This is a genomic window from Streptomyces sp. NPDC058697 (genome assembly GCF_042715345.1).
GTDB lineage: Bacteria > Actinomycetota > Actinomycetes > Streptomycetales > Streptomycetaceae > Streptomyces > Streptomyces liliifuscus.
Genome location: NZ_JBHXSU010000027.1, coordinates 100,981 through 127,441, shown reverse-complemented (window position 1 = coordinate 127,441; position 26,461 = coordinate 100,981). Strand labels below are relative to the sequence as shown.

Here is a 26,461-nt window from a genome sequence, read left to right as displayed (position 1 = left end):
CCCCAGACCCCGTGGGGTTCGATTTCGGGTGCGGGTCCGTTTGGGCTGAGCGCGCAGTTCCCCGCGCCCCTGGGTTTTTCAGCCTCTCCGGCGTTTGAGGAGCGGGGGTTCGGGGGCGGAGCCCCCGAGTAGTGACGGGAATGGGTAGGGGCGGCGGGGGCGAAAACACACCCCCCAACCACCGCTCGCCGCAAGCCGCACAAACAAGGAGCCCCGTGAAATACCGCGAGCACTTCGACCGGCAGGTCGCGCGTGAGGACGTCTGGATCCCCACCCGGGACGGGCGGACCCACCTGCACGCCCGCATCTGGCGCCCCACCGACGCCGAGGCAGAACCCGTGCCAGCCCTCCTCGAATACCTCCCGTACCGCAAGACCGACTGGACGGCTCCTCGCGACGCCCAACGCCACCCCTGGTACGCCGGCCACGGCTACGCATCCGTACGCGTCGACATCCGAGGCCACGGCGACAGTGAGGGAACCCCCGGCGACGAGTACGACGCACAGGAACTCGCGGACGGCGTGGACGTCGTCAACTGGCTTGCCGAGCAACCCTGGTGCACCGGCAAGGTCGGCATGTTCGGCATCTCCTGGGGCGGTTTCAACTCCCTCCAGATCGCCGCCCTCGCCCCCGAACCGCTGAAGGCGATCGTCACGGTCTGCTCGACGGACGACCGTTACGACAACGACGTGCACTACACGGGCGGCGCCGTCCTCGGCATCGACATGCTCGCCTGGGCGGGCACGATGCTGGCGTTCGCGGCCCGCCCGCCGGACCCGACGAGCGTCGGGAAGGACCGCTGGCTGCCGATGTGGCGCGAGCGCCTCGAAGCGCTCGACCCGTTCCTGCACACCTGGCTGGCACACCAGCAACGCGACGACTACTGGCGGCACGGCAGCGTCTGCGAGGACTACGCGGCGATCGACGCGGCGGTCCTGGCCGTCGGCGGCTGGAACGACCCCTACCGCGACACCGTGTTGCGGCTCGTGGAGCACCTGCCCGACGACCGCGTACGGGGGATCATCGGGCCCTGGTCGCACCAGTACCCGGATCGCGGTCTGCCGCCCGGTCCGGCCATCGGGTTTCTGCAAGAGACTCTGCGTTGGTGGGACCAGCATCTCAAAGGCGAGGACACCGGCGTCATGCGCGAGCCCAAACTCCGCGCCTGGCTGAACGACCCTGTTCCGCCCGCCACTTCGTACGACGTGATGCCGGGGCGCTGGGTGGGGGACGACAACTGGCCCTCCCTATCCGTCAGTTGGGACGAGCGGCCCCTCGCGGGAACCGGCACGGCCGATCCCGTCCTCGTACGCTCCCCGCAGCACACCGGTCTCGACGCCGGCCGCTTCTTCCCCTTCGGCAACGCGAGCGATCTGCCGCCCGATCAGCGGGAGGAGGACGGCCGTTCGGTCTGTTTCGACTCGGCGCCGCTGGAGGGGAGGGTGGAGATCCTGGGGCGTCCGCGCGTCCGGCTCAGGCTCGACAGTGCGACTCCGCGCGCCCACGTCGTCGCCCGCGTCTGCGATGTCGCGCCCGACGGCTCGTCCACCCTCGTCACCCGTGGCGTACTCAACCTGCTGAGCAGGCACGGGCGCGACCGGGCCGTCGAGTGGACCCCGGGCACGTACGAGACCGTGGAGTTCGAGCTCAATGGCATCGGGTATGCCTTCCCGCCCGGCCACCGCATCCGGGTCGCCGTCTCGGACACGTACTGGCCCTGGGTGTGGCCGCACGGCGAGCGCGGCCGGCTGACCGTGCTGCCCGCCGACAGCGCCCTGCTCCTGCCCGTACGGGACCCCGCGTCGGACGAGAAGGAGAATGAGGGCGAGGGTCGGGAGTCCGTCCGGTTCGAAGAGCCCGAGCAGGCCCCGCCGCTGCCCGTCACCTACGAGCGGCCCGCCGAGGTGACACCGGAGCGGCTGGTCACGTACGACGTCGCGAAGGGCGAGTGGACGCTGGAGGTCGATCCCAACTACGGCGGATCGCGGGTCTACCCGGACGGGCTGCGCTACGAGGAGAGCGCCCGCGAGACGTACCGGATACGGGCCGACGATCCGCTGTCCGCGGTGGCCGTCTCCGAGTGGACGATCCGGCTGCGGCGCGGCGACGACTGGGACGCTGAGATCATGACGCGTACGGAGCTGCGGGCCACGGCCACGGAGTTCATCATGGACAGTCGCATGGAAACACGGGCGGACGGAGAGACAGTGGTCGAGCGCGCATGGCACCGCACCACCCCGAGGACGTCGGCGTGAAGGCCGCGAAGACGCCCCGCCGTGCCGTCGCCGCCGCCGATCGCACCCGCCAGCCCACCGAGGTCCGCCGCCGGCTCATCGTGGAGGCGGCCGTCCCGCTCATCGCCGAGCGCGGGTACGCGTCTGTGGGGGTGCGGGACGTCGCCGCCGCGGCCGGGGTGTCGGTGGGTACGGTCACGTACCACTTCGGCAGCGTGCAGGAGATCCTCTCCGAGGCGATGGTGCTGCACATCGAGCGCTACTACGCGGCGCTGAACGAGGCCGCCGAGCAGGCGGCCGGCAGCGGTGAGGCGCTGCGGCTGCTGATCGACGCGCTGTTCACGGAGGACACCGACCGGCACTGGCGCATGTGGTTCGACTACTGGAGCGCGGGCGACCGCGACCAGGACCCCGAGCAGGCCTTCGCGAGCGGCCAGGCCAAGCGGTACGAGGACTGGCACAGCCAGATCCGCGCCCTGGTCGAACGGGGCGTCGCCGACGGGGAGTTCGTCTGCGCGGACCCGGCGGGCTTCACCGTCCGCTTCGCCGCCCTCTCGGACGGACTGGCCCTCCAGCGGCTGCGCCAGTCGCCCGCACTGAGCACGCAGGACGCGCGTCGGCACCTGTACCGGCTCGTCGAGTCCGAGCTGCGGACCGGTGACCGGTAGGCGGCTCACGAGTTTCCGGTTTCGGCACCGGGTTCCCCAACTGCTGGATCGCCTCGAAACCGTCGTCGCCGTCACAGCGGGGCGCGGTACGCCTCGAAGACGGTGAGCCGGGAAGTGATCGTGTGTGACGCCGTGGTCAGGGCCACCAGCATCCGGGCGATGTTGCTGTTGGTGGTGGGAGCGGTCACCGCCAGGGCCCCCGCATACGGATGGTCGGTGCCCCGCACGGGTACCGCGACTGCGAGATAGCCCGGGCGGTACTCCTCGATCTCCGTCGCGTAGCCCTGCTCCCTGATGCGGGCCAGCTCGTCGGGGAGTTGCGCGGCGGTCAGGGTGCGGGGTGTGCGGCGGCGCATCAGCGGCGCGATCGAGGGCAGCGGGTACTGGTCCGGGAGCATGGCGAGGGTCAGCTTCCCGGCGGCGGTGCTGTGCAGCTGCATGTGCCGCCCGCCCACGCTGGCCCTGGCCCGGTTGCGGTGCCCGCCGACGTTCTCGATGCACAGCAGTTCCGAAGCGTTCGGCACGGACAGCGTGATGGCGTTGTCGAGGCTCTGCGCGAGGTTCTCGATGACGGGCCGTGCCGCCTCGCGCAGGGTCCGCTGGCGGGGCGCGCGCAGGCCGATCTCGTACAGCTGCAGTCCGAGCCGGTAGTTGGAGCCCTCGCGCTCCAGGAGTTCGCCGGCGACCAGTTCCTGGCAGAGGCGGTGGACGGTGGCCTTCGCGACCCCCGTGCGGGCCGTCAGCTCGGTGAGGCTGAGCGAGAAGTCGTTGTCCCGGAAGGCGCCCAGGATGAGCCCGACCTTGCCCAGGACGGTCTTGGGTGGCTCTCCGTCCCCTCCGGCCACGTCCTCGCGCTCACGGTGGGAGCTTGCGGTTGTCACGATGTGTCCTCCTCACCTCGGTGGCGCATTGCCCGGAAGGGGCGTCCACCAGAACGAGGAAATGAAATATAGGCGCTTCTCAATTTCCTGGCGATGTACTCGCTGTGACGTTTTCGACGGTGGGGTGCGGTGCCTGGGGGTGCCGGAGCGGGACGACACCCACGCAGCGGCCGTCCCGGTCCAGGAGCCGCCCCATGTGCTTGACCGTGCGCAGCACCACCGAGCGGTCGCTGATGGTGAGGCGGGGCAGCCGCCGCGAGAGGTGGGCCTCGAAGGCGTGCACGTCGTGGAGATCGCGCAGCCAGACGTCGATCACCAGGTTGTGCGGGCCGGTCGTGATGGCGCACGAGCGGACCTCACGTACTCCGGCCAGCACCTGGCTGGTCTCCTCCACGTACTGGCCGGGGACCGAGGCGAAGTACACGGCGGACAGCGGCCAGCCCGACAGGGGGCGGGCCAGATCGCAGCGCAGGCTCAGCCGGGCGGCGAGCAGCGACTGCAGCCTGCGGCGCACCGTGGTGAGGCTCGTGTCCGTCGCCGTCGACAGGTCGGCCAGCGACATGCGCCCGTCCGTGCCCAGCAGCTCCAGCAGACGCGTGTCCAGGTCGTCCCAGCGGCTCTCGGCCGTGGGCGCGGGCTGAACGGACGGCGGGGCCGCCGCCTCGACCCGCGCGCTCTGGGCCTCGTCCAGGCTGCGCAGCCGCCAGCGGCTCCCCTCGGTGGGGACCCCCGTCGACACATGCGTACGCGTCGCCCGTACCCCCGGTGTCCGCTGGAACAGCAGCGTGGACAGGCGCCCCAGCTCGTCCAGGCTGCGGGCCTGCACGGCGGTCACCAGATCCCGGCCGCCCGCCGTGAGCTTGATGTTCGCCACCGACGGGTCCTGGGCGATGGCCATCGCCACGTCCTCGGCGACGCCCGGCTCGGTGTCGATCTCCACCACGCCGGTCACCACGATCCGCGAGTTGGACAGCCGTGGATAGGCGGTCACCCAGGCCAGGCCCGCCTCCTCCAGCCGGTGCCAGCGCCGCGCGGCCGTGACCGGGTTGACCCCCAGCACCTCGCCGACCAGCGTCCACGGGGCCCTCGGGTGGATCTGCAGGACGTGCACGACGCCCCGGTCCAGTTCGTCGAGCTCCATGGACGCCCCCGACGCGGCCCCGGCCGGGCCAACCGGCGCGGCAGAATCCTGCACGCCCTTGGGCGGCGCTTCTCTGCGCACGCCGAGGGAATCCGGCGAGAAATCTGCATCGTCACACCAGGTTTTTCTCTGCATTCCACACTCCCTTCGCCTGCATCCCCTACGGAGGAGTGACCCCGCTCTATGACCCCCGCCACGCCCCCGGAGACCACGCGGACCGCCCTGCGGATCCACAACGCCCGCCTCATCGACGGCACCGGGTCGTCCCCCGTGGACGACGCCGTCGTCACCATCGATGCCCAGGGCACCATCACCTACGCCGGACCGGCCGCTACCGAGCCCCCGGCCGCCACCGACCCCTCGGCCCGTGTCGTCGACGCCGGTGGACGCACCGTACTGCCCGGCTTCTTCGACTGCCACGTCCACCTCGCCTACGCGCAGGGCTCGCCGCCCAGCCGCCGCGCGGAACTCGACCCGGTCCTGGTCACCCTGGACACGGCCGCGCGGCTGCGCCTGACCCTCGACGCCGGTGTCACCACCGCCCGTGACCTGGGCGGTCTGTCGGCCGGCTACCGCACGGCCGTCGAGACCGGACGGACGGTGGGCCCGCGCCTGCACACGGCCGTCCGCATCATCAGCCACACCGGCGGCCACGCCGACGTGCGCATGCCCGACGGCACCGATCTGAGCGCCGGGATGTCCGAGATCGCCGACAGCACCGACGCGGCCAGGCTCGCGGTGCGCCGGGTCCTGCGCGACGGCGCAGACCTGGTGAAGGTCTGCGCCACGGGCGGCATGGGCAGCCCTTACGACGACCCCGACGACGAAGGCCTGCTGGAGGAGGAGATCCGCGCGGTCGTGGACGAGGCCGGGCGCCACGGCGGCAAGCCGGTCGCGGCCCACGCCCAGGGCAACGCGGGCATCCTCACCGCGATCCGCGGCGGCGTCACCAGCATCGAGCACGGCTACGGTCTTGACGACCGCGCGCTGGACATGGCCGCCGAACGCGGCGTCTTCGTCGTACCGACGCTGTCCACCGTGTACGCGGGCATCAACAAGGACACGATGCCGGACTACCACTACCAGAAGAAGGTCCGCTGGTCCGGCACCACCAAGGAGAACATCGCCCGGGCCATCGAGTACGGTGCCCGCATCGCGCTGGGCACCGACGCGGCGGTCGGCCCGCACGGCGTGAACCTGATGGAACTCAGCTATCTGGTGGACCTCGGCATGGACCCCATGGCCGCCATCGTCGCCGGCACCCGCACCTCCGCCGAGCTCCTCGGTGTGGCCGACCGGCTGGGCACCCTCACCGCCGGCCGCACCGCGGACCTGGTCCTCTGCGACGGTGATCCGCTCCAGGACATCGGCGTCCTCGGCGACCCGGCCAACATCGTGTGCGTCGTCCAGGACGGCGTCGTCCGCAAGGACCTCCTGAACCTCCCGGCCCCGGTCACCGACACCCTCCCCACCGGAAGGCGGCCCTGATGTCCTCACAGACCGACCTCCCCGCGCCACCCGCCAAGTCCCCGGACGCCGAGAGAGCCACCCCTCTCGACCGGGTGCTCGCAATCATCGAGCGGGCCGGGAACGCCCTGCCCAACCCCGTCGTCCTGTTCGCCGGCCTGTTCCTCCTGCTGGCCCTCGTCTCCACCGCGCTGGACCTGGGCGGCGTGTCCGTCAAGGTCCCCGGCAGTGACGAGACCAAGCACATCACCGGCCTCCTCACCGGCGACGGCGCGAGCTGGCTGGTGCAGAACCTCGTCATCAACTTCGCCACCTTCCCCCCGATCGGCGCCGTACTGGTGCTGATCATGGTGGTGGGGCTCTGCGAGAAGACGGGCCTGCTGGAGACCCTGATGCGGGCGACCCTGGCCAGGGTGCCCCGCCCGGTGCTGCCCTACGCGGTGGCCCTCATCGCGAGCCAGGCGCACATGATGAGCGATGTCGCCGCCATCGTGCTGCCCCCGCTGGCCGCCCTGGTCTTCAAGAGCGCCGGACGCCACCCCGTCGCGGGCCTCATCGGCGGCTTCGCCTGTGTCACCGCCGGCTACGCGGCCGGGTTCACCATCGGCTCCCTCGACGCCCTCTACGTCGGCATCACCCAGCAGGCGGCCTCGGTGCTCCCCGCCGCCGACGGCCTCGACATCCATCTGCTCATCAACTACTTCTTCACGGCCGCGAGCAGCCTCGTACTGGCCGCGGTGGGCGGATTCCTCATCAGCCGCGTCCTCGAACCCCGGCTCGGCACCTACGAGCCCGCCGGCGAGGAGCCCGAGGACCGCGACCTCACCCTCACGCCGGTCCAGCGGCGGGCGCTGCTGCGCACCTCGCTGGTCGTCCTCGTCTACCTGGCCGGCGTGCTCTCCCTGTGGCTGCCGGAGGGGGCGCCGCTGCGTGGCGAGGGCGGGGCCTTCGTGCCCTCGCCGCTGCTCTCCGGAATCGTCCCCGTCCTGTTCGGCGCCTTCCTGCTGGCCGGACTGACGTACGGCTTCAGCGTGAAGCACCTGACCAGTGCCGAGGACGTGACCACGGCCGTCACCGAGTCGGTGAAGACCATGTCCGGCTACCTCGTGATGATGTTCGTCGCCGCCCAGGTCATCGCCCTGTTCACCTGGTCCAATGTGGGTGTGCTGCTGGCGGTGAAGGGCGCCGCGCTGTTCGACTCGATGGGCGTGACCGGCTTCTGGGCGATCCTGGTGTTCGTTCTGCTGGTCTCCTGCCTCAACCTGTTCATCCTCTCGGGCTCGGCCCTGTGGTCCCTGGTCGGCCCGGTCTTCGTCCCCGCGTTCATGCTGATGGGGATGAGTCCGGCGCTCACCCAGGCCGCCTTCCGGATCGGTGACTCGGCGACCGGCGTGATCACACCGATGAACCCCTATGTGTTCCTGATCCTGGCGATGCTCCGCCAGTACGAGCCCGACGCGAAGCTCGGCACGCTCATCTCCCGGCTCGCCATCTTCGTGGTGCCGTTCATGCTGGTGTGGCTGGCGATCCTGGGCATCTTCTACGGCTTCGACCTGCCGCTCGGACCCGGCGCCGACATCGGTCTGAAGTGACCCCCGCACACAGCAGGCCGACTCCACCGGTGAGATCCGGTGGAGTCGGCCATGTGCCGTCGGCTCACGCGACGACGGCGCAGACGGTTTCCGTACGCCGCCCGTGCCGCCTCGTCTCAGCCGCGAGCCGTCCATTCCAGCACGACCTTCGCGAACTCCTCGGGCAACTGCTCGGGTACGGGGACATGGCCGCCGGAAAGGACCCGGGTCTCGCATCCGAGGGCCGTGGCGAACTTCGCAAGGCCGGGCAGCGAGTAGTGGTCCCCCGGGGCACAGACGGCGAGCGTACGGGCCGTGATGTCCGGCAGCCGCTGGTCCATGCCGTACCGCCGGACCGCCTCGTGACCCTCCTCCACCCGGTCGAGCACGGTCAGCGCGTCGACCATGAACCGGTTCAGGGCCGCCTCCTGGCCCTCCTCGTAGAAGCCGCGGCGCCTGTTCCACAGCTCCAGCAGGTGTGAGCCGTCCGGCTTGGGGACGACGTGGTCGACGGGCTTGCGCTCGGCCGCCGTACGGCGTTTCTCGTCGTCGATGAAGGGCGTGGCCGAGAGCAGCAGGCTGGCGACGCGGTCCTGGTAGCGGGCGGCGAGCTCCACCGCGACGACTCCGCCGGTGTGGTGCCCGACCAGATGGAAGCGTTCCAGTCCCAGGGCGTCGACGAGTGCGCCGGCGGCGTCGGCGAAGAGTTCGATGGAGTGCGGGCCCGCCGGTTTCGCGGAGGCGCCGAAGCCCAGGGTGTCCATGGCGATGGCCCGGTGCGCCGTGCCGACCAGGGGCAGCACGTCGAGGTACTCGGTCCAGGAGCGCGGGGTCTGGTGGAGCAGCAGGACGGGTTCGCCGGTGCCGCACTCCACGTAGTGCAACTGCCCGAAGGGACTGGGTACGTAGCCTCGTCGCAGGGTGTCCGTCATCTGGGGTCCGCCTTTCCAGGAGTGGAGGGGGCGAGGGCCGGCAGTACCGATGTGCCGATGGCCTCTATGAGTTCGGTGGGCGGGTCGTACGAGCCGACGTGCTGGAGCAGGACGCCGGTGACTCCGTCGGCGTGCAGGGCCCGGAGGCGTTCCGCGATCCGGGCCGGGGTGCCGAAGAGGCAGAACTCCTCGGCGAAGCGGAGCGCGTTCTCGTCGCTGATCCAGGCCGAGCAGATCTCGACGGCCCTGGGCCAGTCCTCGGCGTGCACCAGGTCCGGGTAGATGCCCTCGACGTGTGGCGGCACGTCGACGTCGATCCCCGCCAGGGCGAGGAAGGACGCGCCGCCGTTCTGGGCGATCGAGGCGCAGATCGGCTTGAGCAGCCTTGCCTCGGCCGCCACGTCGTCGGTCACCGCGCAGAACGCGGACACTGTCAGCGGTATCGCGTCGGCCGCGCGGCCCGCCGTCCCGGCGCCTTCCCGGACCCGGGCGGTGGCAGTCGCGAGAGTGGCCGGCGAGATGCCGCTGAGGAGGATCACACCGTCGGCGATCTCCCCGGCGAGCCGCAGGTTCCTGGGCCCGCTCGCGGCGAGGTGGAGCGGCACGCCGGGCCCGGGGTCGCGCAGTCGCGAGCGGACCTTGCCCTCGAACTCCCACTCCTCGCCGTCCAGCAGGGCGCGCAGCATGGCCAGGCCCTCGCGCATCTCCGCCGAGGTCGTCTGCCGAAGGCCGACTGGACCGACCGAGCTGTTGCCGACGCCGAGACCGAGCTTGAACCTGCCGGGGGCGAGTTCGGCCACGCTGCGGGCGGCTGAGGCGACTACGGCTGGGTGCCTCGTCGCCACGTTGGTGACCGCCGTCCCGAGGCCGATGCGCTCGGTGCCCAGGGCGGCGGCGGTCAGGGTGGTGAACACGTCGCGCCACAGCAGTTGTGAGTCGGGGAACCAGGCGTCGTCGAAGCCGGCGGATTCCGCGTGGCGGGCTGTTTCGACCACGCGGTCTGCTCGGTCGCACGGGGGGATGCGTATGCCTACGCGCAGCGTTGGGCGGTTGGCGCCCGCTGCGTCCTGCGGCGCCGGCTGCGCCGAGCGCTCCGCCGGAGGGGTTGTTCCTTGGCTGCGGGGCGGTTGTGGCTGGGCGCGCAGTTCCCCGCGCCCCTTACGGGGCGCATCTCCAGCGGTCATTTCTGCTGCCCCTTTGCCGCCAGGTCCAAGGCCACGTCCGTGATCATGTCCTCCTGGCCGCCCACCATTCGGCGGCGGCCCACCTCCACGAGGATTGCGCGTGTGTCCAGGCCGTGGCGAGTGGCCGCGGTTTCGGCGTGGCGGAGGAAGCTGGAGTACACGCCCGCGTAGCCGAGGCTGAGGGTCTCGCGGTCGACGCGTACGGGCCTGTCCTGGAGCGGGCGGACGAGATCGTCGGCCGCGTCCATGAGCGGGAAGAGGTCGCAGCCGTGTTCCCAGCCCATCAGGTCGGCCACCGCGACGAACGCCTCCAGGGGGCAGTTGCCCGCCCCCGCGCCCTGGCCGGCCAGCGAGGCGTCGACGCGGGTGACGCCGTTCTCCACGGCGACCACACTGTTGGCGACGCCCAGACCCAGGTTGTGGTGGGCGTGGATGCCCAGTTCGGTGTCGGGGGACAGGACGTCCCGGTAGGCGCGGAAGCGGTCGCGGACGCCGTCCATCGTGAGGCGGCCGCCGGAGTCGGTGACGTACACACAGTGCGCGCCGTACGACTCCATCAGCTTGGCCTGGCGGGCGAGTTCGGCCGGTTCGGCCATGTGGGACATCATCAGGAACCCGGCTACGTCCATGCCCAGCTCGCGCGCGGCGGCGATGTGCTGGGCGGAGATGTCGGCCTCGGTGCAGTGGGTGGCGACCCGCACCGAGTGGATGCCCAGGGAGTGGGCCTGTTTGAGGTCGTGGACGGTGCCGATGCCGGGGAGCAGGAGGGTGGTCGGGATCGCCCGGTGCACGGCGCCGACGACCGCCTCGATCCACTCCCAGTCGGTGTGCGCGCCCACTCCGTAGGTGATGCTGGAGCCCGCGAGTCCGTCGCCGTGGGAGACCTCGATCGCCGTGACTCCGGCCGCGTCGAGAGCGGTGGCGATGGTGCGGGCCTGGTCGACGGTGTAGCGGTGGCGGATGGCGTGCATGCCGTCCCGCAGGGTCACGTCCTGGACGTACAGCGTGGTCACTTGGCGGCCTCCGCACTCTGGTGGGCGGCCAGGCGTTCCGCGGTGCGCAGCGCGGCCGAGGTCATGATGTCGAGGTTGCCGGCGTAGGCGGGCAGATAGTGGGCGGCGCCCTCGACCTCCAGGAACACCGACACCTTCAGTGGTGTGGCTCCGGCGGGCACGAGCGTGCGCAGCGGGTCGTCGGTGCCGACCTGCTCGAACTGCACCTTCTGCTTCAGCCGGTAGCCCGGCACATAGGCCTGAACGCGTCCGACCATCTCCTCGACCGACGCGGTCACCGCCTGCTCGTCGCACTCGGAGACCAGACAGTGCACGGTGTCCCGCATGATCAGCGGCGGTTCGGCCGGGTTGAGGACGATGATCGCCTTGCCGCGGGCCGCGCCGCCGACCTGCTCGATCGCGGAGGCCGTGGTCTCGGTGAACTCGTCGATGTTGGCCCGGGTGCCGGGACCGGCCGAGCGGGAGGCGATGGAGGCGACGATCTCCCCGTAGTGCACGGGGGTCACGGCGGAGACGGCGGCGACGATCGGGATCGTGGCCTGTCCGCCGCAGGTGACCATGTTGACGTTCGTGCTGCCGAGATGGGCGTCGGCGTTGACCGGCGGCACCACGTACGGGCCGAGCGCGGCCGGCGTGAGGTCGACGACCGTGCGGCCGAGGCCCCGCAGTACGTGGTCGTGGCGGCGGTGGGCGCCGGCCGAGGTGGCGTCGAAGACGATCCGGACGTCCGCGAACTCGTCCAGCGTGATCAGGCCGTCTATGCCCTCGTGCGTGGTGGCGACCTTCAGCCTGCGGGCGCGGGCCAGGCCGTCCGACTCCGGGTCGATGCCGGCCATCGCGGCGATCTCCAACTCCTCGGACAGCCGCAGCACCTTGATCATGAGATCGGTGCCGATGTTCCCGGAGCCGATGACGGCCACCTTCGTACGGGTGCTCATGACCTGTCTCCCTCCGTCGCGAACTGCACTGACACCCGGCCGAGTTGACTGATGCGCGCCTCGAACCGGTCACCCGGGGCGGCGACCGCCATCGGGCCGAGGGCTCCGGTGAGCACGACGTCGCCGGCCCGCAGCGGATCGCCCATGGCAGCCAGGGTGGAGGCGAGCCAGGCCGCCGCGTTGAGTGGGCTGCCCAGACAGTCGGCGCCGGTTCCTTCGGAGACCACCTCGCCGCCCCGGGTCATCGTCATCCGCACGCCCCGCAGATCAAGTCCTGTGAGCGGTACAGGAGTTCCCCCGAGGACGAAGAGGCCGCTGGAGGCGTTGTCCGCGACCGTGTCCACGAGGCCGATGTCCCAGCCGGTGATCCGGCTGTCCACGATCTCCAGCGCGGGCAGCGCGAAGTCGGTCGCCCGCAGCACGTCGACCACCGTGCAGTCCCGGTGCGGTAGTTCGGCCTTGAGAACGAGGGCGACCTCCGCCTCCACCTTCGGCTGGATCAGCCGCCCGGCCGGGACCGAACCGTCCTCCGCCACCGCCATGTCGGCGAACAGCGTCCCGAAGTCCGGCTGGTCCACACCGAGTTGGGCCTGCACGGCGGGCGAGGTCAGGCCGACCTTGCGGCCCACGATCCGGCGTCCGGCCGCCACACCGCGCTCGACGTTCACCCGCTGCACGGCGTAGGCGGCCTCCACGCCGGTGACGTACGTGCGTACCGGAGCGCAGGCCGTGTTCGTGCGCGCGGCCTCCCGCAGTTCGTCGGCCGCCTTGGTCACCTCCGCGGCGGTCATCGTGCGCCGCCCGCGGTGGAGGTGACGAAGAGCGTGTCGACGCCCACGGGACCGAGGCCGGTCGCCCCGCCCGGTGCGCCCAGCGGTCCCGCACGCCCCGGCAGCGGTTCCTCGAAGAAGCGGCGGTTGTCCGCGCGGAACTCGGGGTCGGCGAGACGGTCGACCGCGATGGCCTGCTCCGGGCAGGCCGTCTCGCAGGCACCGCAGTCGATGCACTCCACCGGGTTGATGTAGAGCTTGCGCTCGCCCTCGTAGATGCAGTCGACCGGGCACTCCTCCATGCAGGACCGGTCCATGATGTCGACACAGGCCGACCCGATGACGTACGCCATGTCAGTTCTCCTTCTCCGTGGAGTGCCCGGGGAACAGGGCCGCCTCCGGATCGATGACGGTGGCCGCGTTGTTGACCGCGGTGGCGACCTCGCCGAAGCCCACGGCGATCAGGCGGACCTTGCCCGGGTAGTCGGTGATGTCACCGGCGGCGAACACGCGGGGCAGGCTGGTGGCCATCCGGGTGTCCACGGCGATCCGCCGCGCCCGGAGCTCCAGCCCCCAGTCCTTGAGCGGGCCGAGGTCGGCGATGAAGCCGAGGGCGGCGACGACGGTGTGCGCGGGCAGGAGCCGGGTGGCCTTCGTGGTGCGGTGCCGGACCTCGATCCGCTCGACCCGGGACGTCCCGTGCAGGGCGCTCACCTCGGAGTCCGTGATGATCTCGATGCCCAGGGCCCGTACCTTGTCCACGGTTGCCCGATGGGCCCGGAAGCGCTCCGTGCGGTGGACGAGCCGGACCGACCGGGCGATCGGGGCCAGCGTCGCCGCCCAGTCGAAGGCGCTGTCGCCGCCGCCGACGACCACGACGTCCTGGTCGGTGTGCTCGACGGGGTCCGGCACGAAGTAGACCTGGCCGCGCCCGAGATAGCCCTCGCCCGCGGGGAGCTGCCTGGGGGTGAAGGTCCCGACCCCGCCGGTGATCACAACTGCCCCCGCCCGCACGGCAGTTCCCTTGTCGCCGTGAACGACCGGCCGGCCGTCGGGCTCGTGGGTGATGTGGAGTGCCCGGTGTCCCAGGAGGTAGCGGGGACCGTACGGCTGTGCCTGGGCGACCAGGCCCTCGACCAGGTCGCGGCCGCGCACCGCCGGGAAGCCGGCGATGTCGAAGATGGGTTTCTCGGGGTACATCGCGCTGATCTGGCCGCCGCACTGGGGGAGGACGTCCATGACCGTGACGCTGAGTCCACGGAAGCCCGCGCAGTAGGCGCCGTACAGGCCAGACGGGCCGGCGCCGATGATCAGGATGTCGGTCTCGATCACCGACGACTCGTCCGGGGCGACCGGCTCATCAGTAGGAACGCTCATGGTCCAGGAGCGTATGGACGGGCCGTCCACCGCCCAATGGAACCGGTCCGCCTGACGGGACGCGCCGCTCAGCGGGGTGGTCCGGCGGTGGGAGCGTGGCCCTAACACGACGCTTCCACCGGTCCGGCAGGACGCGTCATGTGGATTCGGGGCCGGCTACTGCACTGCGGTCCGCTCAGCGGACTTTTTCGGTATGGAACCGGACCGGTTGACCGAATAATGTGGCTACTCGGTTCCAGGGGCTCCGCTGAGAGGCGGCATCATGAGTCATACCGTCGTGAGAGCACCGACCGCAATTGTTGGGCCCCGCACATTACTTGGGCCGACCTCCACAAGAGTCGGCTGAACAGCACAGTTTCAGTAATGGGCGCAGCACCATTCAGTCGGGAAATGCCTGCGGACTTCCGAACATCCTCCCACTCGGAAACCGTTGAGCCGCCCCCTATCGCGCGGACCCACACCATGGAGCATCCACCGTGACGGTGGCCTCCTTCCCCACGCCCGGTGAACCCCGTGTACCCATTCGATGCCTCAACAGCGGAGGTTCAGATGACACACTCGCGCCCTACGATCACAGCAATGGTCGGCGCCGCCGGGCTGGCGCTCCTGGCCACGGCATGCGGCGGCGGAAACGGCACTTCGTCCGGCACCGCGACGGCCCAGAACACCAACACCCTGACGGTTGCCTCGGCCATCGCGCCCAACAGCCTCAACCCGGCTCTGGGCGGTTCGTCCGACCCGCAGCAGTACTTCTTCGAGCTGGCCTACGACACGCTGATCCGCCAGGCTCCGAACGGGAAGTACACCCCTGCCCTCGCGGTGAAGTGGGGCTTCGTCGGCTCCGACAGCAAGACCTTCGACATCACCCTGCGGTCCGGCGTGAAATTCAACGACGGCTCCGCACTCACCGCCGAAGGCGTGAAGAAGTCGCTCCAGTACTACGCCAAGGCCGGCGGTCCATTGGCCGCGAACCTGGCACCTGTGGAATCGATCGACGTCGTTTCCGCTCTCAAACTCCGCATCAATCTCAAGACGTCCGATCCGCTGCTGCCGCTCTATCTCTCCAGACCGACAACCGGAGAGATCATCAGCCCCATCGGCCTCAACAAGACGGACGAACTCGGGACCACCACGCACGGAGCCGGGCCGTACATGATCGACACGTCGGCGACCGTCTCCGGCCAGACTTATACGTACGTCCCCAACCCCACGTACTACGACAAGTCGCGCGTGCACTGGAAGAAAGTCGTCGTCAAGGTCATCAAGGACGAGAACACCGTGCTCAGCGCCTTCCGCTCCGGGGAGGTCGACTACGCGCTAGGCGACTCCACGACCGCGAAGGCCGCGAAGTCCGCCGGGCTGCAGGTCCTGTCGAACCCCTACTCGATCATGCAGCTGATGATCCAGGACCGGGCGGGCACCATGGTCAAGGCCCTCGGTGACCTGCGTGTACGGCAGGCCATGATGCACGGCATCAACCGCGACTCGATAGCCAAGGCCCTGTACGGGACGTACGCCAAGGGCTGGGACTATCCCGTTCTCGCGGGCACGAGCGGCTACACCAAGGGCAGCGAAGGAAAGTACCCCTACGACGTCGACAAGGCCAAGAAGCTTCTGGCGGAGGCGGGTTACCCCAACGGCTTCACCCTGCCCATCACGGTGAACCTCACGGGTGTCGGAGAGTCCCAGGCGGCGGAAGCCTTCGCCGCGGAGATGGCGAACATCGGGATCAACGTCAAGATCAACGTCCCGGCGAACGTGAACGAGCTCTTCTCCAACTACGCGAAGTACGCGGGGATGATGTTCGACTACGGCGCCGGAATCGCCCCGCCGTACGCCCAGGGCAACGATCTCCTGTTCAGCTGGGGCAACCCGTTGAAGGTCAGCGACAAGAAGCTCGACACGCTCTACAGCCAGGCGGCTTCCGCACCGACCGCCGAGCTCCAGGAGCAGGGCTGGCAGAAGTTCGAACAGCGCCTGTCCGACCTGTCGTGGACGATTCCCATGGTCTCCATGGAAAAGATCGTCTACGTACGGCCCGGTCTGCAGGGCGTCGGCCTCTCGACCACGAACCTCACGCCGGACCTGACGAACTTCTACGCCGCCAAGTGACCCTCCCGAGAAAGGCATCACGTCATGTGGCGAACCAGCGGAATGCGGATCGTGCAGGCTGTGCCCCTGCTGCTCTTCGTCTCGGCGCTCACCTTCTTCCTCCAGCTGTTCATTCCGGGTGACGCCGCCCGGTCCATCGGAGGCCTGACCGCCTCACCCGAGTCGATCGCCGCGCTGCGGCACCGCCTCCACCTCGACCAGCCGGTCTGGGAGCGCTACTGGGCCTGGCTGCGGGACGCGGTGCACGGCGACCTCGGCAGCTCGATCAGCAGCAACGAGTCGGTCGCGGGCTCGCTCAACACCCGGCTGGGGGTGACGCTGTCCCTGGTGATCGCGACCACCCTGCTCGCGCTGCTCATCGGAGTCGTGCTGGGCATGGCAAGCGCTCGCGGCGGCCGCACCACGCGGCTCGCCGCGGACTCCGCGTCCATCGCCGGCATGACCATCCCCGCCTTCTGGGTCGGTCTGCTGGGCATCTGGATCTTCAACACCCAGTTCGGCCTGCTGCCCGCGAACGGATACGTGTTCTTCGGGGAGTCCGCCGGCGGCTGGCTGCGCTCGCTGCTGCTGCCGGTGGCCGCCCTGGCCTTCGCCCTGGTCACGGTCATCGCCAAGCAGACGCGGGAGCAGTTCGCCGACGTGCTGAACCGGGACTTCGTGCGGAACCTGCGGGCCAACGGCGTCAGCGAGCGGTCGATCCTTTTCAAGCACTCTCTGCGACACATCTCCGTCACCGTCCTGACCGTGTCGGGCAACAACCTCATCGGCCTCCTCGGATCGGCCGTGGTGATCGAGGAACTCTTCGGTCTGCCCGGTCTGGGCAGTGCGGCGGTCACGGCCGCGTCCAGCGGCGATATTCCGGTGATCCAGGGAGTAGCGGTGTACTTCACCCTCATCGTGGTCGGACTGAACCTCCTGCTCGACCTCGCCATCGGCTGGCTCAACCCACAGGCGGTCGCCGCATGAGCACGCAGGAGACATCGATGACGAAACCCGAGCAGACCGAGATCGCTCAGGTCTCTGTCGCCTCAGCCCCGGCGCGCCCGCCGCACGTGTCCCTCCTGCGCCGCGCCCTGCGCAGGCCGCGCATCGCGATTCCGGCCGTGATCCTGGTCCTGGAGCTGATCGCGTCGTTCGGCGCCCGGTGGCTCGCGCCGTACCCACCGCAGCAGGCGGACTTCGCCGCGGCGTCGACCGGGCCGAGCGCGCAGCATCTGCTCGGTACCGACCGGCTCGGCCGCGACGTGCTGTCGCGTCTGATGTACGGCGGCTCGGACACCTTCCAGCAGATCGCGATCGCCGTGGCCATCACCCTGGTGATTGCGATTCCCCTCGGCCTGATCGCCGGCCTGCGCCGGGGCCGTATCGACGCGGTGCTGATGCGACTGGCCGACGTGGTGATGTCGATCCCCGGCATCATCCTGCTGCTGATCGTGCTGGCCCTGTTCTCGCAGAGCATGACCGCGGCCATGGTCGTGGTCGGCCTGCTGTCGATCCCCGGCATGATGCGGGTCGTCCGGTCGGCGTCGCTGACGGTCGGCCGGGAGACCTACGTCGCGGCGGCGCAGGTCTCCGGGCTCAGCACCTGGCGCGTGGCCCGTCGGCACGTGCTGCCGCGGATCACCGGCCTGATCCTGGTGAACGCGGCGCTGGCGAGCGTGAACACCCTGCTCATCGCGGCCGGCCTGAACGCCATCGGTCTCGGAGTGAAGCCGCCCGCTCCCACCTGGGGCGGCATGATGGCCGACGCAGCGCAGACTCTCAACGAGAGCCTCTGGCTGGCCATCCCGACCGGTGGTCTGGTCGCCGTCACGGCCGCGGCGCTGATCGTCCTCGGCGACGGCCTGCGAGACATGCTCGCCGAGCGCTGGTCCGGTACGTCACACGCGACGCCGACCCGGCGCCGCAGGACGTCCGCCCCGGCGGTGGCCGCCGCGAAGGTACTGGAACCCGACGACGCCTGGCTGCTGGCGGAGCCCAACCCGGTCGTCAAGCTCAGCAACGTGACCGTCACCGCGGACACCGCGCAGGGCGAGGTCGATCTGATCAGCGACGTGAGCCTGTCCGTGGGGCAGGGCCGCAGTGTGGGACTGGTCGGCGAATCCGGGTGCGGCAAATCCATGACAGGGCTGGCGGTGCTCGGCCTGCTGCCCAGTGGAGCCCGCGTCTCCTCGGGCACGGTCGAGATCGACGGCACCGACGTCGGCCCGTTCCGGGCAGCTCAGTGGCGTGCACTGCGCGGCGGCACCATCGCCTTCATCTCGCAGGAACCCATGGTCGGCCTCGACCCCCTGTTCACCATCGGGAACCTGCTGCGCGAGGCGGTTCGCACCCACGAGAAGCTCTCCCGCAAGGACGCCACCCTCCGGGCGCGCGAACTGCTCGCCCAGGTCCAACTCCCCGATCCCGACCGGGTGTTGAAGCTGCGCCCGTCGCAGATCTCGGGCGGTATGGCGCAGCGCGTCTCCATCGCCGTCGCGCTGGCCGGGCGCCCGCGCATCCTCGTCGCCGACGAACCGACCACGGCGCTCGACGTCACCGTCCAGCGTGAGATCGTCCAGCTGCTGCGCACGATCCAGCGGGACACCGGCATGGCCCTGCTGATGATCAGCCACGACTGGGACGTCCTCGCGGAGGCATGCGACACCGCCCTGGTCATGTACGCGGGCCAGGTGGTGGAAGCCGGTCCGACGGACCGCGTGATGACCGCGCCGAGGCACCCGTACACGCGCAAGCTGCTCGCGGCGAACCCGCGGCTGGCGACGGTGGGCGAACCCATCCCGACCATCCCCGGCACTGTGCCACCCCCGGGGCAGTGGCCCGTCGGCTGTCACTTCGCCGAGCGGTGTCCCGATCGTGTCTCCCGGTGCACGGAGGCGCCGATCGTCCTCGTGCAGCCCGATGACCTGGGTGTCGCCCGCTGCATCCTGGCCGGGGAAGAGCCGGCCGAAGAGCTGGAGGTGTCCTCGTGACCACGACCGACGTCAGCACGACGGGACAGTCCCTGCTCGACATCCGCGATCTGTCGGTGTCGTACCACCGTCGGGGCAAGGGCACTCCGGCCATCCGGGACGTGTCCCTGGACATCCGGCCGGGCGAGACCCTCGCTCTGGTCGGGGAGTCCGGTTCAGGCAAGTCCACCCTGGGCCGTGCCGTGCTCGGTCTGACGGCCGCCTCGCAGGGCACGATCCTGTTCGACGGCCAGGACATCACCCATGCCGTCGGTGCCCGGCGCAGGGAGTTGAGCAAGAGCATCCAGGCCGTCTTCCAGGACCCCAACGGTTCGCTCAACCCGGCCCTGACCGTGGGCCAGACCCTGGCCGAACCGCTTCTGGTGCACTCGCGGGACGACCGGTCCGTGGTCCTTGAGCGGGTACGGGAGGTGCTGGCGCTGGTGGGGCTGCCGGCCGAGGCGGCCGACCGTTACCCGCGCCAGTTCTCCGGAGGACAGCGGCAGCGGATCGCGATCGCCCGGGCCCTGGTGATGTCGCCGAAACTCATCGTGTGCGACGAGCCGGTCAGCGCGCTCGACCTGTCGGTCCAGGCACAGGTCCTGAACCTCTTCACCGATCTCCAACGGGAGACGGGTGTCAGCTACTTGTTCATCTCCCACGACCTCGCCGTGGTCCGGCACCTCGCCCAGCGGATCGTCGTCCTGTACCGCGGCGACGTCGTGGAGACGGGCACGACCGAGGACGTCTACGCCGCCCCGGAGCATCCCTACACGCGACGGCTGCTGGCGGCGGCCGGGGTCGACAACACCCTTGCCCCTTCCGCCCGTTGACGCGGTCAGTCCCCAACTCCCGTACACGGAGGTACGCATGCAGCAGTTCGCCGACCGTTTCGGCGTCACCAGGCCCCCGGAGAAGTCGGGTTTCAGCGCGGAACGGCTGGGGCGGATCGCCGAGTTCTTCGACCGGCAGACGGAACTCGGAGTCATCCCGGGCTGGTCGGCACTCGTGGCCCGCGACGGAGAACCCGTCTACGCGGCGGGCGGCGGACTCCGCGACCTCGAACTCGGACTGCCGGTCGAGCCCACCACCCTGTGGCGCCTCTACTCCATGACGAAACCGGTGACGTCCGTCGCCGCCATGATGCTGGTGGAGCGGGGTCTCCTCGGACTCGACGACCCGGTCAGCGCGTACATCCCCGAGTTCGCGGACATGGCGGTGTACGACGGCGGGGCGCCGGGAAGCGTACGGGTCCGCCCGGCAGCTCACCCGGTGACCGTGGGCCATCTGCTCACGCACACCGCCGGACTGACCCTCGGGCTGGCCCACATGGACCCGGTGGACGCGCTGTACCGCCAGGCGGGCCATGACGTGCTCCCGCTGCCCGGCACGACACTCCAGCAGATGTGTGCCGAAGTGGGCGGTCTGCCACTGCTGTTCGAACCGGGCACCGCGTGGAACTACTCCCTCGGCGTCGACGTACTGGGCCGGATCATCGAGGTCTGCGGCGGCGAGACCCTCGACAGGTTCATCGGGACGAACGTGCTCGGCCCGCTGAAGATGACCGACACGACGTTCTCGCTCGCGCCCGAGCGCGTGACGGATCTGGCGGAGGTCTACAGCCCGGACCCCGAGTCGGGCCGACTCGCCGTGAACCAGGAACTGCGCCGCACCTTCCGGGAGCCGGCCCAGTTCCCGTCCGGGAGCGGTGTTCCCGGGCTGGTGTCGACCTTGGAGGACTACCACCGGTTCGTGACCATGCTGGTGCGTGGCGGCGAACTGGACGGCGAGCGGCTGCTCGGCCCCCGGACGCTCGCGCTCATGACGAAGAACCACCTGCCCGGCGGCGCCGATCTGAGCACCTTCGCGCGGTACCCCGACGACGAGCACCGCGGCTGTGGGTTCGGGCTGGGCTTCTACGTCGTCACGGATCCCGTGGCCGCCGGTTCGTTCGGCAACAAGGGGGAGTTCGGCTGGTCGGGTGCGGCGAACACCCACTTCTTCGTGGACCCGGTCGACGGTGTCACGGCCGTGTTCTGCACCCAGGTCGTCACCTGGGGCAAGCACCGACCGCCCGTCCGCCGTCAGTTGCGAAACCTTGTGTACCAGGCCATGACCACCTGAACCGCGGGTGCTGCCGGAGATCACCTACGCCGCTCGCGGCATCGGCGACGCCGATGCCGTCGAGTCGCGCAAGATCATCGACTTCCGCAAGTGAGGTCGACGTGTCCTGTGACGCAGGGAGCGCCGTCGTCCCGGAGCACGGAGACGTCGAGCGTCACCCGCACCCCTGAGTCGCCGGGCGCCACCGCGCGCACGGTGGCGCTCCAGGTGAGCGGCTCACCGGCCACGGCGGTCGTGACGTTGCGCCAACTCACCGACTCCAGGCACGCGTCGGAACCGGCCCACTCCAGCGCGTACCGGGTGAGCGTCTGACCGTGCAGCGTCGACTGTACGACCACGTCGGAGAAGCCCTCCGAGGCGGCGAACCCGGCGTCGTAGTGGATGCGGTGGGAGTTCCACGACACCGCGCTGAACCGGAACAGCTGCAGCCTGCTGTGCGTGTACCGGCGCGGTGGGCAGACATCGCCCACGACGGCAGGGGCGTTCACGCGGTGACTTCCTTCGGCAGGGCGTCCAGGACGACGATCGTCTCGTCCACGGCGGTCAGTTCGTTCCCGTCCGGCGAGGTGTAGCGGGTGGTGAGGCCGAGGAGTACGAAGTCGCCGGACCGGCCGTGCTTCCGCTCGGCCGAGGTGACCGTACGCGACGCGGTGACCCGGGTGCCCGCGAGCGGGGCCCGGGTCAGGCGCACCGCCTGTCCGCCGTGCACCTGGCGGACGGCGAGGCCCTGGGTGCAGGGCGACTCCCTGACGGCCAGGCCGTCGGGGCGCAGGTCCTCCTCGGCGGGCCCGTCCTCCCAGCTCATGGTCGCCGCGAGGAAGAGCGGCGGAGCCTCGACCGGTTCCCCGGCCGCCTCACGGGCCCGCGCCCGCCGCAGATAGCCGACATCGTCGACCGCGGCCGCGTACCGGCAGAACTCCTTGACCGTCACCGTGCCGCAGTCCTCGTCCTCCCACCGGCCGATGAGGCCACGGGCCCGGGACAGCACGTCGTCCAGCACGCTCACAGGGCCGCCCGCAACGACCGGCCGATGCCCAGGCCCGCGGCGCGCAGCGCGCTCGCGTGTGCGGCGGCGTCCACCCGGTAGGTGGGAGCGGTGATGGACAGCGCGCCCGCCGGAGTCTCCTGCCGGCCGAAGACCGGCACGGCCATGCTCATGTAGCCGAGGCGGATCTCCTCCGCCTCGGTGGCGATGCCCTGCTCCCGGATCCGTTCCAGCTGCCCGCGCAGCAGGCCGGGTGAGGTGATCGTGCGGCGCGTGAAGGGTTTCAGCCCGTTCCTGATCACCTCACCGAACAGCGCGGCGGGGGAGAAGGCGAGGATCGCCTTGCCGGTGGCCGTGCAGTACAGCGGAAGCCGGCCCGCCACCCGGGACTCCTCGCTCAGCCCCCGGTGGGGCAGGATCTTCTCCAGATAGACGACGTCGAGCCCGTCGTGGATCGCGAAGTGGATGGTCTCCTGCGTGGCCAGCAGAAGATCCTCCATGTACGGCTGGGCCACCTCGCGCAGGATCCGCTGCCGGTGCACCCGCTGACCGATCTCGAACAGCCGCAGCCCGAGCCGGTAGTTGCACCCCGCTCTCTCCAACAGCCCCCAGACGACCAGCTCCTGACAGAGCCGGTGCACGGTTGCCTTCGCCACGCCCGTACGGCGCACCAGGTCGGCGAGGGAGAGGGAACTGTCGTCGACGGTGAACGCCTCAAGGATGGGCCGGACCTTGCCGAGCACGGAGTTCATCGGGTCGGGAAAGGGAGAGGCAGACGCATTCGCGGACGCGACGGGCGACACGGCGTGATCGATCGGGATGACGGTCATGGCAGGCACCTCACGACGATTTGGAGAGAAACGCCAGGCTGAGCGGGTTGTAGAGATCGGCCTTCTCGTGCTGCGGCCAGTGCCCGCACTCGTTGAATACCTCAAGGCGGGCCCCCGGAATCGCGGCGGTGATCGCCTCGGCCTCCGGGACGTCACCGAGCGGGTTCTTGTTGCCCCACACCACCAGCGTCGGGGCCTTGATCCGCGCCATCCGGTCGGGCCGCAGCAGATTGCGCTCGCGCGCCTCGGGCTCCTGCAACGCCAGCAGGTTGTGCAGGTTCTTCTGGAAGTCGGGGTGGTGGTAGATCTCGTACCGCACCTGGGTCAGTTCCTCGCCCAGCTCCTCGTCCCAGTCGGCCCACAGCAGCCGCAGCCGGTCCCGGGTGTAGGAGATCTCCTCGTTGACGGCGGCGGCCCGGGTGGAGGTCTTGAGCCGCTCCATCACCGCCGGGTTGACCTTCGTGCCGCCCATGCACAGCAGCTGGAGGGAGGCGACGCGCTCCGGGTACTCGCTCGCCGCCCAGGAGCCAACCCAGCCACCGAGCGACTCACCGACCAGGTGCGCGCGTTCGGCGCCCACCGCGTCCAGGTAGGCCATCAAGTGGTCGACGTACGCGGGGATTTCACCCGGGCGGTCCGGCTTGCCGGTGTAGCCGTGGCCCAGCATGTCGATGGCGTGGCAGCGGTAGCCGGCCGTGGCGTGCGCAGGGATGTTGCGGACGAACGCCTCCAGATGGCCGGTCGTGCCGTGCAGGAAGACCACGTGCTCGCCGTCCTCGGGGCCGGCCTGCAGGGCCCGGGTGGTGACATCGCCGGTCTCGACGTACGCGTGGCGGTAGTCGATGCCCGACAGCTCGGTCCAGATGCTCATGACTGCCTTTCCTGGGGGTGTGCGGGGTCGAGGACGGCGACGGCCATCCCCGTGAGCCACTCGGGCATCGGTTCGTACGCCAGCCGCCGGCCGGGCACATGGTCGAGGACGGCCGACATCAGCAGCCAAGTGCGCAGCTCCTGCGCCCCGTTGCCCGCGACCTTCTCCAACTCCTCGGTGGAGTAGGCGGTGATGTTCCGTATCTCGCCGCGCGGGACGAGGGACAGGAACTCCTCGTCGAACTCCGGGTTGAGCGAGGCCTCGGCGGCCCGGATGATCTCGCGGCGCCTGACGTCGTAGTCCTGCCAGTTCTCCCGGCCGTTCAGCCAGGCGCCGACCATGAACTCCTCGTCGTCGCCGTCCGGTTCGCGCCAGTCCGGCCAGGGCAGCCGGTGCGAGAGCCCGCCTGAGCCGACCACCGCGACCCGGCGGTCCTCCGGGAAGGCCAGTACGGCGTCCCGGATCGCCCGGCCCAGCGCCTCGCAGCGTTCGAGGGTGGGCAGTGGAGGGGCGAAGACGTTCACGACGATCGGTACGAGCTCCACGTCCAGGCCTTCGAGGAGGTACTGGATGGCGTGCGACTGGCCGTGGTCGATCTGAAGGCGGGCCGAGAAGGCGGGGTCGAACGTGCCTTGCTCGACAAGGGAGTTGGCGAGGTGCCGGGCGAGCGGGATGTCGACCGGCTGCGGGCCCTTCGGCGTGCCGGACTCGCCGCTGGACACGCACTCGCCGACGCCGATGGTGAAGCTGGGGATCAGGTCGAGCCAGAAGCCGCGGAAGTGGTTGGATCCGACGAGGATCACCGTGTCGGGGCGGGCCTCGGCGAGCGCCTCGCGGGCCTCGGCGAGCGCGTCCCGGAACCGCTCGGCCCGGTCCTTGTGGAAGGTCTCCTCCCAGTGGGTGTTCATCAGCGTGCTGTGCGACGCGCCCACACCCAGGACGATCTCGCTCATGCCGGTTCTCCTTCCGACTCCAGGTCCAGATCCAGGTCCAGTTCGGCGCGGGAGCGGGTGACGGTGTCGACGGCCGTACGGATCAGATGGCGGGTGAGCCTCTCCATCGCGCGCACGGAGACGGTGTTCATGCCGCGGGCGAAGTCGATGTCGAACGGCGTCTCGGCCTCGCTGACCTTCGGCATGCCGACGCGGACCGTGGGGATGCCGCGTCCGCGAAGGATGTTGGCGTCGGTGGCGCCGCTGTTGCCGCGGATCGCCTCGTGCTCGCGGCCCTCGAACGCCTCCCAGGCGGCCGTGGCGCTGCGGGTGATCCAGTTGTCCGGGGCCGTGCGCGTCCCCGGGATGGCCAGGATCATCTCGGCGGTGACGTCGAGTCCGGGCAGCTTGTCGCGGATCGCGTCGAGCGCGGCGGAGAACTCCCGCTTGGCGCGCATCGGGGTGGTGTCCGGGCCGATGCGCAGGTCCACCATCAGGGTGCAGACGGCCGGGGTGACCGCCGCCATCCGCGGCCAGCCGCCGCGCACCGAGGAGACGATGCCCTGCGGGGCGACCGTGCCGACGGTGTGCTGCTCGGCGTACTCGACGAACCACTCCTCCAGATGCCGGGTGACCTCTCCCGCGCGGGCGATGGCGTTGTCGTACGGCAGCCGATGGCGCGAGCCGACGTAGGTGTGCGTGCCGCCGACCGTGACCTCGAACCAGACGAGGCCGACCTCGTCCCAGGACACCGTCCAGCCGGGCTTGGCGATGACCGCGTAGTCGGTCCACAGGCCCTGCTCAAGGAGGAACGAACAGCCCGCTCCCTGGCCGGTGTTGCGCCTGGCGCTGCCCGGCCGGGAGTTGGTGGGCATGCCGCCCGCGCCGAACGCCACCACCAGGTCCCCGGTGAGCGGGATGCCGGCCAGGGCGATCGCCTCGGCGGCCATCATCACGCAGGCCGCGTGGCCCTTCGGGTTGGAGGCCCCGAGCCCGACCACCAGGTCGTCGTAGACGGTGGCCCGCGGACGCATGTCGTCCCGCAACTCCGGGCCGATCCAGGGGAGATCCTCGCTCTCCTCACCGACGGTCAGGGTGTCGATGGGCGCGTAGAGCATCAGGTCCGGACCGGTGCCGTCGCCGTCGAGCCGGGCCCAGGCGTTGGCCTGCCGGTCGTCGAGAGGCTGGACCGCCGACCGGCAGCCCGCGGCTTTCAGCGTGTCGGCGATGTGCTTGGCGAGCGAGCCCTCGTCACCGGTCGGGGAGGGGATGTCGACGAGCCCGGCGATCAGGTCGCGCAACCGGTCGGCGGTGACGTGCCGCCAGGCGTCCTCGACCCAGCCGCGCCGCCGGCCGTCCAGACCGGCCAGCCCGTCGGCGGTCGACGGCCGCTCCGCACCGATGAGTTCGGCGGCGCTCACTGGTTGATCCTGTGGACCTGGGTCATGGTGGTGCGCTCGAAGCGCTTTTTCGCGAGCGG

The 26,461-nt window shown here is 70.3% G+C and carries 24 protein-coding genes; 9 read left to right on the top strand and 15 right to left on the bottom strand.

Features of this window, described 5'->3' with window-relative positions; translation table 11 throughout:
• Positions 1-215: 215 nt before the first annotated feature.
• Positions 216-2,255 (top strand): CocE/NonD family hydrolase, encoded by a 2,040-nt coding sequence (locus ACFWXQ_RS39530; protein WP_383939122.1) that lies wholly within the window; start codon positions 216-218, stop codon positions 2,253-2,255.
• The gene (locus tag ACFWXQ_RS39525) at positions 2,222-2,902 is read left to right on the top strand and encodes a TetR/AcrR family transcriptional regulator (RefSeq protein ID WP_383939125.1); all 681 of its coding nucleotides are present in this window, start codon (positions 2,222-2,224) and stop codon (positions 2,900-2,902) included. The genes ACFWXQ_RS39530 and ACFWXQ_RS39525 overlap by 34 nt, the downstream gene beginning before the upstream one ends.
• Positions 2,903-2,973: 71 nt before the next feature.
• On the opposite strand, the gene ACFWXQ_RS39520 is transcribed toward ACFWXQ_RS39525, so the two are convergent.
• Together ACFWXQ_RS39520 and ACFWXQ_RS39515 are read right to left on the bottom strand one after the other, a co-directional pair.
• A complete protein-coding gene (locus ACFWXQ_RS39520; protein WP_383939128.1) occupies positions 2,974-3,783 on the bottom strand; it encodes an IclR family transcriptional regulator in 810 nt (269 codons plus the stop codon).
• A gap of 79 nt (positions 3,784-3,862) precedes the next feature.
• A complete protein-coding gene (locus tag ACFWXQ_RS39515) occupies positions 3,863-4,924 on the bottom strand; it encodes an Lrp/AsnC family transcriptional regulator (RefSeq protein WP_383939131.1) in 1,062 nt (353 codons plus the stop codon).
• Positions 4,925-5,107: 183 nt separating this feature from the next.
• Between ACFWXQ_RS39515 and ACFWXQ_RS39510 the strand changes: the two genes are divergently transcribed.
• Together ACFWXQ_RS39510 and ACFWXQ_RS39505 are read left to right on the top strand one after the other, a co-directional pair.
• The gene (locus ACFWXQ_RS39510) at positions 5,108-6,412 is read left to right on the top strand and encodes an amidohydrolase family protein (RefSeq protein WP_383939134.1); all 1,305 of its coding nucleotides are present in this window, start codon (positions 5,108-5,110) and stop codon (positions 6,410-6,412) included.
• Positions 6,412-7,983 (top strand): AbgT family transporter, encoded by a 1,572-nt coding sequence (locus ACFWXQ_RS39505; RefSeq protein ID WP_383939136.1) that lies wholly within the window; start codon positions 6,412-6,414, stop codon positions 7,981-7,983. The genes ACFWXQ_RS39510 and ACFWXQ_RS39505 overlap by 1 nt, the downstream gene beginning before the upstream one ends.
• 116 nt (positions 7,984-8,099) lie before the next feature.
• On the opposite strand, the gene ACFWXQ_RS39500 is transcribed toward ACFWXQ_RS39505, so the two are convergent.
• The 7 genes from ACFWXQ_RS39500 to ACFWXQ_RS39470 all read right to left on the bottom strand — a co-directional run bounded on the left by ACFWXQ_RS39500 (position 8,100) and on the right by ACFWXQ_RS39470 (position 14,176).
• Positions 8,100-8,894, bottom strand: coding sequence for an alpha/beta fold hydrolase (locus ACFWXQ_RS39500; protein ID WP_383939139.1), 795 nt, complete (start codon positions 8,892-8,894; stop codon positions 8,100-8,102).
• Positions 8,891-9,934, bottom strand: coding sequence for an LLM class flavin-dependent oxidoreductase (locus ACFWXQ_RS39495; RefSeq protein WP_383939263.1), 1,044 nt, complete (start codon positions 9,932-9,934; stop codon positions 8,891-8,893). The genes ACFWXQ_RS39500 and ACFWXQ_RS39495 overlap by 4 nt, the downstream gene beginning before the upstream one ends.
• 140 nt (positions 9,935-10,074) lie before the next feature.
• Complete coding sequence (dmpG, locus tag ACFWXQ_RS39490) at positions 10,075-11,091, bottom strand: 4-hydroxy-2-oxovalerate aldolase (protein ID WP_383939142.1); 1,017 nt, start codon at positions 11,089-11,091, stop codon at positions 10,075-10,077.
• On the bottom strand, positions 11,088-12,029 hold the full coding sequence (locus tag ACFWXQ_RS39485; protein ID WP_383939145.1) for an acetaldehyde dehydrogenase (acetylating): 942 nt from the start codon (positions 12,027-12,029) through the stop codon (positions 11,088-11,090). The genes dmpG and ACFWXQ_RS39485 overlap by 4 nt, the downstream gene beginning before the upstream one ends.
• Entirely contained in the window at positions 12,026-12,820 is a 795-nt protein-coding gene (gene mhpD, locus ACFWXQ_RS39480) for a 2-keto-4-pentenoate hydratase (protein ID WP_383939148.1), read from the bottom strand. Before mhpD ends, ACFWXQ_RS39485 begins: the two co-directional genes overlap by 4 nt.
• On the bottom strand, positions 12,817-13,152 hold the full coding sequence (locus tag ACFWXQ_RS39475; RefSeq protein WP_383939151.1) for a DUF362 domain-containing protein: 336 nt from the start codon (positions 13,150-13,152) through the stop codon (positions 12,817-12,819). Before ACFWXQ_RS39475 ends, mhpD begins: the two co-directional genes overlap by 4 nt.
• Position 13,153: 1 nt before the next feature.
• On the bottom strand, positions 13,154-14,176 hold the full coding sequence (locus ACFWXQ_RS39470; RefSeq protein WP_383939154.1) for an NAD(P)/FAD-dependent oxidoreductase: 1,023 nt from the start codon (positions 14,174-14,176) through the stop codon (positions 13,154-13,156).
• Between the two features lie 579 nt (positions 14,177-14,755).
• Between ACFWXQ_RS39470 and ACFWXQ_RS39465 the strand changes: the two genes are divergently transcribed.
• The 5 genes from ACFWXQ_RS39465 to ACFWXQ_RS39445 are packed head-to-tail and all read left to right on the top strand — an operon-like array spanning position 14,756 to position 21,363.
• A complete protein-coding gene (locus ACFWXQ_RS39465) occupies positions 14,756-16,288 on the top strand; it encodes an ABC transporter substrate-binding protein (protein WP_383939157.1) in 1,533 nt (510 codons plus the stop codon).
• 24 nt (positions 16,289-16,312) lie between these two features.
• Entirely contained in the window at positions 16,313-17,254 is a 942-nt protein-coding gene (locus tag ACFWXQ_RS39460; protein WP_383939159.1) for an ABC transporter permease, read from the top strand.
• Positions 17,255-17,271: 17 nt separating this feature from the next.
• Positions 17,272-19,260, top strand: coding sequence for a dipeptide/oligopeptide/nickel ABC transporter permease/ATP-binding protein (locus ACFWXQ_RS39455; RefSeq protein ID WP_383939162.1), 1,989 nt, complete (start codon positions 17,272-17,274; stop codon positions 19,258-19,260).
• A complete protein-coding gene (locus tag ACFWXQ_RS39450) occupies positions 19,257-20,072 on the top strand; it encodes an ATP-binding cassette domain-containing protein (protein ID WP_383939165.1) in 816 nt (271 codons plus the stop codon). The genes ACFWXQ_RS39455 and ACFWXQ_RS39450 overlap by 4 nt, the downstream gene beginning before the upstream one ends.
• Before the next feature lie 37 nt (positions 20,073-20,109).
• Positions 20,110-21,363, top strand: a complete 1,254-nt coding sequence (locus ACFWXQ_RS39445) for a serine hydrolase domain-containing protein (RefSeq protein WP_383939168.1) — start codon at positions 20,110-20,112, stop codon at positions 21,361-21,363.
• Between the two features lie 74 nt (positions 21,364-21,437).
• On the opposite strand, the gene ACFWXQ_RS39440 is transcribed toward ACFWXQ_RS39445, so the two are convergent.
• From ACFWXQ_RS39440 to ACFWXQ_RS39415, 6 genes are read right to left on the bottom strand one after another with little or no spacing between them, the layout of a single operon-like run.
• Positions 21,438-21,851 carry an acyl dehydratase gene (locus ACFWXQ_RS39440; protein ID WP_383939171.1) on the bottom strand — a complete coding sequence of 138 codons (414 nt, stop codon included), beginning with the start codon at positions 21,849-21,851 and terminating at the stop codon, positions 21,438-21,440.
• Positions 21,848-22,369, bottom strand: coding sequence for a MaoC family dehydratase N-terminal domain-containing protein (locus ACFWXQ_RS39435; protein WP_383939174.1), 522 nt, complete (start codon positions 22,367-22,369; stop codon positions 21,848-21,850). Before ACFWXQ_RS39435 ends, ACFWXQ_RS39440 begins: the two co-directional genes overlap by 4 nt.
• A complete protein-coding gene (locus tag ACFWXQ_RS39430; RefSeq protein WP_383939177.1) occupies positions 22,366-23,178 on the bottom strand; it encodes an IclR family transcriptional regulator in 813 nt (270 codons plus the stop codon). The genes ACFWXQ_RS39435 and ACFWXQ_RS39430 overlap by 4 nt, the downstream gene beginning before the upstream one ends.
• A gap of 10 nt (positions 23,179-23,188) precedes the next feature.
• Positions 23,189-24,049: an alpha/beta fold hydrolase gene (locus ACFWXQ_RS39425; RefSeq protein WP_383939180.1), complete on the bottom strand. Its 861-nt coding sequence runs from the start codon at positions 24,047-24,049 to the stop codon at positions 23,189-23,191.
• Positions 24,046-25,002 carry a catechol 1,2-dioxygenase gene (locus ACFWXQ_RS39420; RefSeq protein ID WP_383939183.1) on the bottom strand — a complete coding sequence of 319 codons (957 nt, stop codon included), beginning with the start codon at positions 25,000-25,002 and terminating at the stop codon, positions 24,046-24,048. The genes ACFWXQ_RS39425 and ACFWXQ_RS39420 overlap by 4 nt, the downstream gene beginning before the upstream one ends.
• Positions 24,999-26,402, bottom strand: coding sequence for a M20 family metallopeptidase (locus ACFWXQ_RS39415; protein ID WP_383939186.1), 1,404 nt, complete (start codon positions 26,400-26,402; stop codon positions 24,999-25,001). Before ACFWXQ_RS39415 ends, ACFWXQ_RS39420 begins: the two co-directional genes overlap by 4 nt.
• Positions 26,403-26,461 lie beyond the last annotated feature (59 nt).

What these genes read in the sequence shown, in the direction of transcription:
- ACFWXQ_RS39475 (WP_383939151.1), bottom strand. Translation starts at nt 13,152, where the DNA reads ATGGCGTACGTCATCGGGTCGGCCTGTGTCGACATCATGGACCGGTCC.
- mhpD (WP_383939148.1), bottom strand. Translation starts at nt 12,820, where the DNA reads ATGACCGCCGCGGAGGTGACCAAGGCGGCCGACGAACTGCGGGAGGCC.
- ACFWXQ_RS39455 (WP_383939162.1), top strand. Translation starts at nt 17,272, where the DNA reads ATGACGAAACCCGAGCAGACCGAGATCGCTCAGGTCTCTGTCGCCTCA.
- ACFWXQ_RS39485 (WP_383939145.1), bottom strand. Translation starts at nt 12,029, where the DNA reads ATGAGCACCCGTACGAAGGTGGCCGTCATCGGCTCCGGGAACATCGGC.
- ACFWXQ_RS39525 (WP_383939125.1), top strand. Translation starts at nt 2,222, where the DNA reads ATGGCACCGCACCACCCCGAGGACGTCGGCGTGAAGGCCGCGAAGACG.
- ACFWXQ_RS39460 (WP_383939159.1), top strand. Translation starts at nt 16,313, where the DNA reads ATGTGGCGAACCAGCGGAATGCGGATCGTGCAGGCTGTGCCCCTGCTG.
- ACFWXQ_RS39505 (WP_383939136.1), top strand. Translation starts at nt 6,412, where the DNA reads ATGTCCTCACAGACCGACCTCCCCGCGCCACCCGCCAAGTCCCCGGAC.
- ACFWXQ_RS39465 (WP_383939157.1), top strand. Translation starts at nt 14,756, where the DNA reads ATGGTCGGCGCCGCCGGGCTGGCGCTCCTGGCCACGGCATGCGGCGGC.
- ACFWXQ_RS39445 (WP_383939168.1), top strand. Translation starts at nt 20,110, where the DNA reads ATGCAGCAGTTCGCCGACCGTTTCGGCGTCACCAGGCCCCCGGAGAAG.
- ACFWXQ_RS39470 (WP_383939154.1), bottom strand. Translation starts at nt 14,176, where the DNA reads ATGAGCGTTCCTACTGATGAGCCGGTCGCCCCGGACGAGTCGTCGGTG.
- ACFWXQ_RS39425 (WP_383939180.1), bottom strand. Translation starts at nt 24,049, where the DNA reads ATGAGCATCTGGACCGAGCTGTCGGGCATCGACTACCGCCACGCGTAC.
- ACFWXQ_RS39420 (WP_383939183.1), bottom strand. Translation starts at nt 25,002, where the DNA reads ATGAGCGAGATCGTCCTGGGTGTGGGCGCGTCGCACAGCACGCTGATG.
- ACFWXQ_RS39510 (WP_383939134.1), top strand. Translation starts at nt 5,108, where the DNA reads ATGACCCCCGCCACGCCCCCGGAGACCACGCGGACCGCCCTGCGGATC.
- ACFWXQ_RS39500 (WP_383939139.1), bottom strand. Translation starts at nt 8,894, where the DNA reads ATGACGGACACCCTGCGACGAGGCTACGTACCCAGTCCCTTCGGGCAG.
- ACFWXQ_RS39515 (WP_383939131.1), bottom strand. Translation starts at nt 4,924, where the DNA reads ATGGAGCTCGACGAACTGGACCGGGGCGTCGTGCACGTCCTGCAGATC.
- ACFWXQ_RS39430 (WP_383939177.1), bottom strand. Translation starts at nt 23,178, where the DNA reads ATGACCGTCATCCCGATCGATCACGCCGTGTCGCCCGTCGCGTCCGCG.